Annotated in this window: 6 protein-coding genes and 1 pseudogene; 2 read left to right on the forward strand and 5 right to left on the reverse strand. The window is 50.9% G+C overall.

Features of this window, described 5'->3' with window-relative positions; translation table 11 throughout:
* Positions 1-67: 67 nt before the first annotated feature.
* Positions 68-1,042, reverse strand: a complete 975-nt coding sequence (gene epmA / locus FTU69_RS13475) for an EF-P lysine aminoacylase EpmA (RefSeq protein WP_180104038.1) — start codon at positions 1,040-1,042, stop codon at positions 68-70.
* The gene (locus tag FTU69_RS13480) at positions 1,039-2,106 is read right to left on the reverse strand and encodes a 4-phosphoerythronate dehydrogenase (protein ID WP_180104039.1); all 1,068 of its coding nucleotides are present in this window, start codon (positions 2,104-2,106) and stop codon (positions 1,039-1,041) included. The genes epmA and FTU69_RS13480 overlap by 4 nt, the downstream gene beginning before the upstream one ends.
* 233 nt (positions 2,107-2,339) lie before the next feature.
* Here FTU69_RS13480 and FTU69_RS13485 point away from each other — a divergent pair, with 233 nt between their 5' ends.
* The gene (locus FTU69_RS13485) at positions 2,340-2,972 is read left to right on the forward strand and encodes a class I SAM-dependent methyltransferase (RefSeq protein WP_180104040.1); all 633 of its coding nucleotides are present in this window, start codon (positions 2,340-2,342) and stop codon (positions 2,970-2,972) included.
* A 69-nt stretch (positions 2,973-3,041) separates the two neighbouring features.
* On the opposite strand, the gene cueR is transcribed toward FTU69_RS13485, so the two are convergent.
* Positions 3,042-3,434, reverse strand: coding sequence for a Cu(I)-responsive transcriptional regulator (gene cueR / locus FTU69_RS13490; RefSeq protein ID WP_005179173.1), 393 nt, complete (start codon positions 3,432-3,434; stop codon positions 3,042-3,044).
* A 72-nt stretch (positions 3,435-3,506) separates the two neighbouring features.
* Entirely contained in the window at positions 3,507-5,975 is a 2,469-nt protein-coding gene (locus FTU69_RS13495) for a heavy metal translocating P-type ATPase (RefSeq protein WP_180104041.1), read from the reverse strand.
* A gap of 152 nt (positions 5,976-6,127) precedes the next feature.
* Between FTU69_RS13495 and FTU69_RS13500 the strand changes: the two genes are divergently transcribed.
* A complete protein-coding gene (locus tag FTU69_RS13500; RefSeq protein WP_127799610.1) occupies positions 6,128-6,322 on the forward strand; it encodes a heavy-metal-associated domain-containing protein in 195 nt (64 codons plus the stop codon).
* 224 nt (positions 6,323-6,546) lie between these two features.
* On the opposite strand, the pseudogene FTU69_RS13505 reads toward FTU69_RS13500, so the two are convergent.
* Positions 6,547-7,015: pseudogene (locus tag FTU69_RS13505) on the reverse strand (IS3 family transposase); the annotation flags it as partial.

Below are 7,015 nucleotides of genomic sequence, written 5' to 3' on the forward strand. Positions count from 1 at the left end.
GTCGTGCACGGGTATTTTTGTTGATCAGGGATGAACCATCCCCTGTGCTAATCTAGATAAACCTGCCTTAAGACCGTTCGGCCGGAAAGCTAATCACCTGTTCCAAACGCATCTGCTGGGTGGCAATCATCAATAAACGGTCAATACCCAGCGCAATACCTGAACATGGCGGCATCTGAGGCAAGGCACTGAGCAGATATTCATCAAGTGGCATCACATGCAAGCCCAGTTTTTCCCGCTCCTGATTGTCGGCTTCAAAACGGCCACGGAGCACCTCGGCCTCAGCCAGTTCATCATAGGCATTGGCCAGTTCCAGCCCTTCAATGTACAGCTCAAAACGGGCGGCAACCAGTTCGCCATCTTCATCGACACGAGTTTTGGCCAGTGAGGCCAGTTCCGGCGGGAAATCAGTCAGGAATACCGGCGTATCAAAGCCCAGACTAGGCTCAACCATATGCGAGAACAACAGGTCGATATAGCCCAGACGATCATCACCTAAATCGAGGCTTAGCCCGACACGCTGACAGCAGGCTTTCAGTTCCTGCAATGTCGCTTGCAGCGGATTCAGATCCAGCCGATCCATAAAAGCATGTTTATAACTCAGTACCGTTGGACGTACTTCACCAAAACGCTGTGCCAAGGTCAGATTGAGTAAATCGGTGACTTCAAACATCAGCTCTTTCAGGCTAAAACCCGGGCGATACCATTCCAGCATGGTAAATTCGCTATTGTGTTTGCGGCCATGCTCATCATCACGAAACACCTTGCAGATCTGGTAAATCGGGCCACTGCCACTGGCCAGCAGGCGTTTCATGGCAAATTCAGGCGAAGTTTGCAGATAATGCGTCTGCTGCTGGCCCAATACATGACGCTTGGCCTGTACCGAGCTTAAATGTACATCGGTGACACCGGCCTGCGACAAAATAGGCGTTTCCACTTCCAGCACTTCGCGCTCAGCAAAAAACTGGCGAATCTGGGCGTACATCTTGGCGCGGGCGAGCATAGCCTCAAGACTACAGGTCGGCTGATAGTTCAGGCTCATGCGGCTGGCCCTCCATGCGCAGCCCATTCACGGCGCAGCGGATAAGTCTTGCGTAAATGGTCAAAGGCCTGCTGATCGACCTTGCCGTCTTTTAAGCAGGCACGTAATTTGGCGTCATCGGCGGCAATATCATACATCTGTGGCAGATGCTGTTGCAGTGCGGCTTTTAACGGCTGACCACTAAAATAATCGCTGCACGGCGGCAACTGGTTTTCAAAGCGTTTATGTGCCACTTGCCCAAAGACTTCACAAAAAGCGGCATAAATCATTTGTGTGCCGCGGGCTTTGCCTTCCAGACTGTAACCGGCAATATGCGGCGTTACCAACGTGACCAGATGTAATAATTCGGCAGAAATTTCCGGTTCATGCTCAAATACATCCAGCACCACCGCACGCCCGGTCTGCTGGATATCGGTCATTAATGCCTGCTCTGCCACCACCGGACCACGCGCTGAGTTAATTAAAATTGCATCCGGCTTCATCTGGGCCAGGGTTTCGGCATTGAACAGATGATAGGTCGGATACGGACCGGTTTTGGTCAGCGGCACATGAATCGAAATGGCATCGGCCTGAGCCAATACGTCTGCCAATGCCAGTTGCTGCACACTTTCACGTTGCACCAAAGGATCATAAGCCACTACTTTCCAGCCCAGCAGTTCCGCCATTACCGCCAGACGCGAACCGACATTGCCCAGTCCGATAATGCCCAGACAGAACTGCTGGCCTGCTTCCAGTAAGGCTGGACGCACATGCAGTAAGGCGGTAATCACATATTCGGCAACCGCCTGTGCATTACAGCCGGCGGCATTGGACCAGCGAATCTGCTGCTGTTCCAGCGCGGCAATATCCAGATGATCGGTACCAATGGTGGCACTGCCCACAAAACGCAGCTTGCTGTGCTGGATCAGTTCGGCATTGACCTTGGTTACCGAGCGCACCAGTAAGGCTTCGGTATCGTGCAGGTCCTGCGCAGTTAAGGTCCGGCCCGGACGATGGGAGATTTCACCAAACTCGGCAAAAAAATAATCGGAAAAGGCCAGATTTTCATCGGCAATAATTTTCATAAGGCAATCCAATGCTTTGATCTGTCCATGATAACGCCTGAAGGCCCTGCGGATGAAGCGCTATTGCAGTAAATACACTGAATATTAACCGCAGCAAAGCCGGCCCATCAGGCTTCACCCAAATACAACTTGCCGAAGCCGAATAAAACAATATATGTTTTTATAATATGTTATAGTCAAGTCCAGTCTTAATCTTCTCCCCCGTTTATTTTTAACCAATGAAGGGCCTGCATATGACACCTCGCTTTAGCAATCCATGGGATGAACGCTACCACAGCACCGATCATTTATATGGCGAAGCGGCCAACGTTTTTATTCAGCAGATGGCCCAGCAGTTAGCGATTTCTGGCGCTACGCTGGGCATTGCTGAAGGTGAAGGCCGTAACCTGATTTATCTGGCCGAGCGCGCCCGTGAACAGCAACTGCCGTTTGCCGGACTACTCTGGGATTATTCGACTGTTGCGCTTGAAAAAGCCCAAAAACATGCCCAGGCCAAACAGCTGACCTTGGACACCGCCGCGGTGGATTTAAGTCAGGTAGAATGGCCGGAAAACCAGTTTCAGCATGCGATTTGCGTGTTTGGTCATGTCAATCAGCCGACCCAGCAGAAATTACTGCACGGCGTGCGTCATAGCCTGAAATCCGGTGGCTGGTTCATTGGCGAGGTCTATTCCAAAGCACAACTGGCCTATGCCACCGGTGGCACGGGCAATCCTGACATGCTGTATGATCCACGTGATTTTCTAGAGATCTTCCAGCAAGATCATCTGCTGCATTTCTTTGTCGGTGAAGTGGAACGTCATGAAGGACAGCTGCATCAGGGGAAGTCGCATGTGATTCAGTTTGCCATTCAAATCCGTAAATAAAGCATAAAAAAGGAGGATGAATCTGCATTGATTCATCCTCCTGCAATTCGATTCCTGCTGCTTACTGGCTTATCCGCCTTTTTCAATCTGGTCCAGAATGGCACATTCCGCGCTGTGATTGCCCTGACAATGCTGCGCAGATTGCTGCAACAAATTGACCATGTCCTGTAAACGCTGGATTTTCTGGTTCAGCTCATCAATATGTTTTAAGGTCAGCGCTTTCACTTCTGCACTCTGGCGGCCGCTATTTTTCCACAGCGAAATCAGTTCTTTCATTTGCTCGGTAGAAAAGCCCAGCTCGCGGGCATGACGAATAAAATTCAGGGTTTTTAAATCCTGCTCGGAATAGACCCGATAACCGGCAGCACTGCGCTGGGCAGCCGTGAGCAGGCCGATACTTTCATAATAACGGATCATTTTGGCAGAGATGCCCGACTGCTTTGCGGCTTGACCAATATTCACATGCTTCTCGCTAAATACGGCGGTTTAAGACCTGCCTCCGATCTTAAACCGAAAATGTCCTGACGCCAACGGCTATTGCAGCGGCGCGGCAAAGCGCTTCAGGCGTAAAGCATTGCCCAGCACAAACACGGATGACAGTGCCATTGCGCCTGCAGCAAACATCGGCGACAGTAAAATGCCCCACAGCGGATACAGCACGCCGGCGGCAATCGGAATTAAGGCCACGTTATAAACAAAGGCCCAAAACAGGTTCTGGCGGATATTGCGGATAGTGGCCTGACTTAAAGCAATCGCATTGGGAATGCCTTTTAAACTGCCGGACATCAGCACCACATCGGCGGCTTCAATGGCTACATCGGTACCGGTGCCAATGGCCAGCCCGACATCGGCCTGTGCCAGCGCCGGGGCATCATTAATCCCATCGCCGACAAAGGCCAGACGGCCATATTGCTGCTGCAATTCACGTACGCTATCGACTTTGCCTTCCGGCAGAACTTCGGCAACCACAGTATCAATTTTTAGCTGCCGGGCAATCGCTTCGGCGGTATGCCGGTTATCGCCGGTGATCATTGCCACTTTTACGCCCAACTGATGCAAGGCTTCAATCGCGGCAAAGGTGCTGTCTTTGATTGGATCGGCCACGGCAATGATGGCCGCCAGTTGATCCTCTACCGCCACATACAGTGGTGTTTTTCCCTCCTGCCCCAAACGTACCGCAACCTGATCAAAGGCTGTGGTACTTAAACCCAGCTGATGCATATAACGGTCGGCCCCGATATGCAGCCATTGACCATTGACCTGCCCTTTCACGCCGGACCCGACAATCGAATCAAAATCGCTCACAGCTGGTAAAGATAAGCCTTGTTGCTGCGCGGCTTCGACAATAGCAAAGGCAATCGGATGCTCCGACTTGGCTTCTACCGCCGCCACCCAGCTTAATAATTGCGTCTGCTCAAAACCGGCCTGTACATGAAAATCGGTCAGTTGCGGCTTGCCTTCGGTTAAGGTGCCGGTTTTATCTACCGCCACCACCTGCGCTTCCTGTAACAGCTGCAAGGCTTCGCCTTTACGGAACAGAATGCCCATTTCTGCCCCACGTCCAGTGCCGACCATAATCGAGGTTGGAGTGGCCAGCCCCATAGCACATGGACAGGCAATAATCAGCACCGCTACAGCATTGACCAGACCAAAGGTCAGCGCCGGTTCAGGACCAAAAATCAGCCAGACCAGAAAGGTCAGCACAGCCATTAGCATTACGGCTGGCACAAACCACATGGTGACTTTATCGACCAGCGCCTGAATGGGCAGTTTGGAGCCTTGCGCCTGCTCGACCATGCGGATAATTTGCGCCAGCACCGAATCTGCCCCCACCGCAGTTGCGCGGATGCTCAGGCTGCCATTCTGGTTGATGGTGCCGCCCACCACGGCGCTGCCTGCCATTTTTTCTACTGGCAGCGGCTCTCCGCTAATCATCGATTCATCGACATAACTGCGGCCGTCCAGCACTTCCCCATCCACCGGAATCCGCTCTCCCGGGCGGATATCAACCTGCATACCCGAGCTGACTTCAGCCAGCGGGACTTCTACACTTTGGCCATTACGTACAATGCGGGCGGTTTTTGGCTGCATGCCGATCAGGTGCTGAATTGCCTGCGAAGTACGACCTTTGGCTTTGGCTTCAAAGTAGCGACCCAGCAGAATCAGGCTGACAATCACCGCGGCAGCTTCAAAATAGACATTGACCGTGCCTTCCGGTAACAGCTGTGGCATAAAAGTCGCCACCACCGAAAAGCTGTACGCGGCCAGCGTTCCAACCGCCACCAGCGAGTTCATATCTGGCGCAAAACGCAGCAAGGCCGGAATGCCTTTTTGATAAAAACGCCGGCCCGGAAACAGCAATACCAGCGTGGTTAACACGAACTGTAGCAACCAGCTCGACATCTGCCCGATCTGATGCATGACCCACATATGAAAAGCCGGAATTAAATGCGAGCCCATTTCCAGCACAAATACCGGAATGGCCAGCACCAGGGAAATTAACAGATCACGTTTTAGTTGCTGCTGCTCGCTGGCTTTCTGATCCGCCTGTTCAGTGGTGGTCGTGGTCTGTAGCTGGGCATCATAACCAGCCTTACGGATGGCCTGAATCAGTTTATCGGCACTGACCGTAGTATCGGCTTCGACCCAAGCCTGTTCAGTGGCCAGATTGACATTGGCTTGTTGCACCCCCGGCACTTTTTTCAGGGCTTTTTCTACCCGCGCCACGCAGGAGGCACAAGTCATGCCATCAATCGACAATTCGATTGGTGCCGCGACGACCACATCATAACCGGCGCGCTCGATGGCTTTGACCAAAGCAGCCCGATCAAGTGGTACAGAAGATTCGACCACGGCCTGTTCGGTGGCCAGATTAACATTGGCCTGCTCGACCCCATCTACTTTTTTTAAGGCTTTTTCCACCCGGCCTACACATGAAGCACAGGTCATGCCCTGAATAGACAATGTTTCACGAAAAACAGCAGATGAATTGGAGATGCTCATGCCCTACCTCGGCCAATACCCAGACTTTCTTACAGCATACAGATTGACATCATGGGAAGGTCAAGTCTCTGCGCATAAAAATTTGGCTTGACCTTCCCATCATGACAAGCTTTAAACTGAAAGCATCTTCACATGACTCATGGAGCATCTTAATGAAACTGTATATTGCCAATATGACTTGCGGCGGCTGTGCCCGCGGTGTAACAGCCACCATTCAGGATGTGGACCCGAATGCCAAAGTTGACATTGATCTGGACAGTAAAATCGTGACCGTTGACAGCAGTGCCAGCGTAGATCAGCTGGTGGCGGCGCTGAATGAAGATGGTTTCCCGCCAGAAGTACAATAATTTCCAGGCACTTTCAAAACCGCTACTGTCCCATTAGCGTTTAATAAAATCGCCTCCGTGACGCGAGCATCAGGGAGGCGGCATAAGACGAATGACCTATAACGGACAAGGGGACATGTGAATACCAGTACTTCCACTGACACCAAGATATTAACATAATTTTTCTTTTAATCGTTCATAGGGCGTTGAACCGTACCGGGTTTGTCGGAGACTTTTTATTTAAGTTAGGCCACCTGACCTAACGGGTTAATCTTATCATAGTACATTGCTTCAAAATCAAAAGGCGATACATAACCCAATGCACTATGTACACGCTCTTTATTGAACCAATCTACCCAGTTTAGTGTCGCAAGTTGTACATCTGCTAAACCTTGCTAATCTGCTTTTAAAATTCAATCACTTCTGTTTTGTATAAGCCATTCACCGTTTCAGCCAGAGCATTATCATATGAATCACCAGTTGTACCAACTGATGCTCGTAAATTTGCAGCTTCTAAACGATTGGTATAGCGAATAGAAAGATATTGAACACCTCTATCGGAATGATGAATCACATTCTTTGGCATACCTCGATCGTGCAATGCTTGCTCCAATGCACCAAGCACCATATCTGTATTCATCCGTGTCGATACTTTCCATCCAACAATTGCTCGTGAGAACACATCAATAATAAAGGCGGTATAGATCCAGCCTG

Source organism: Acinetobacter sp. YH12134, from assembly GCF_013418555.1.
Taxonomy (GTDB): Bacteria; Pseudomonadota; Gammaproteobacteria; order Pseudomonadales; family Moraxellaceae; genus Acinetobacter; species Acinetobacter indicus.

Excerpts from the sequence above, each read along its gene's own strand:
- epmA (WP_180104038.1), bottom strand. The coding sequence starts at position 1,042 with ATGAGCCTGAACTATCAGCCGACCTGTAGTCTTGAGGCTATGCTCGCC.
- FTU69_RS13480 (WP_180104039.1), bottom strand. The coding sequence starts at position 2,106 with ATGAAAATTATTGCCGATGAAAATCTGGCCTTTTCCGATTATTTTTTT.
- FTU69_RS13485 (WP_180104040.1), top strand. The coding sequence starts at position 2,340 with ATGACACCTCGCTTTAGCAATCCATGGGATGAACGCTACCACAGCACC.
- FTU69_RS13495 (WP_180104041.1), bottom strand. The coding sequence starts at position 5,975 with ATGAGCATCTCCAATTCATCTGCTGTTTTTCGTGAAACATTGTCTATT.
- FTU69_RS13500 (WP_127799610.1), top strand. The coding sequence starts at position 6,128 with ATGAAACTGTATATTGCCAATATGACTTGCGGCGGCTGTGCCCGCGGT.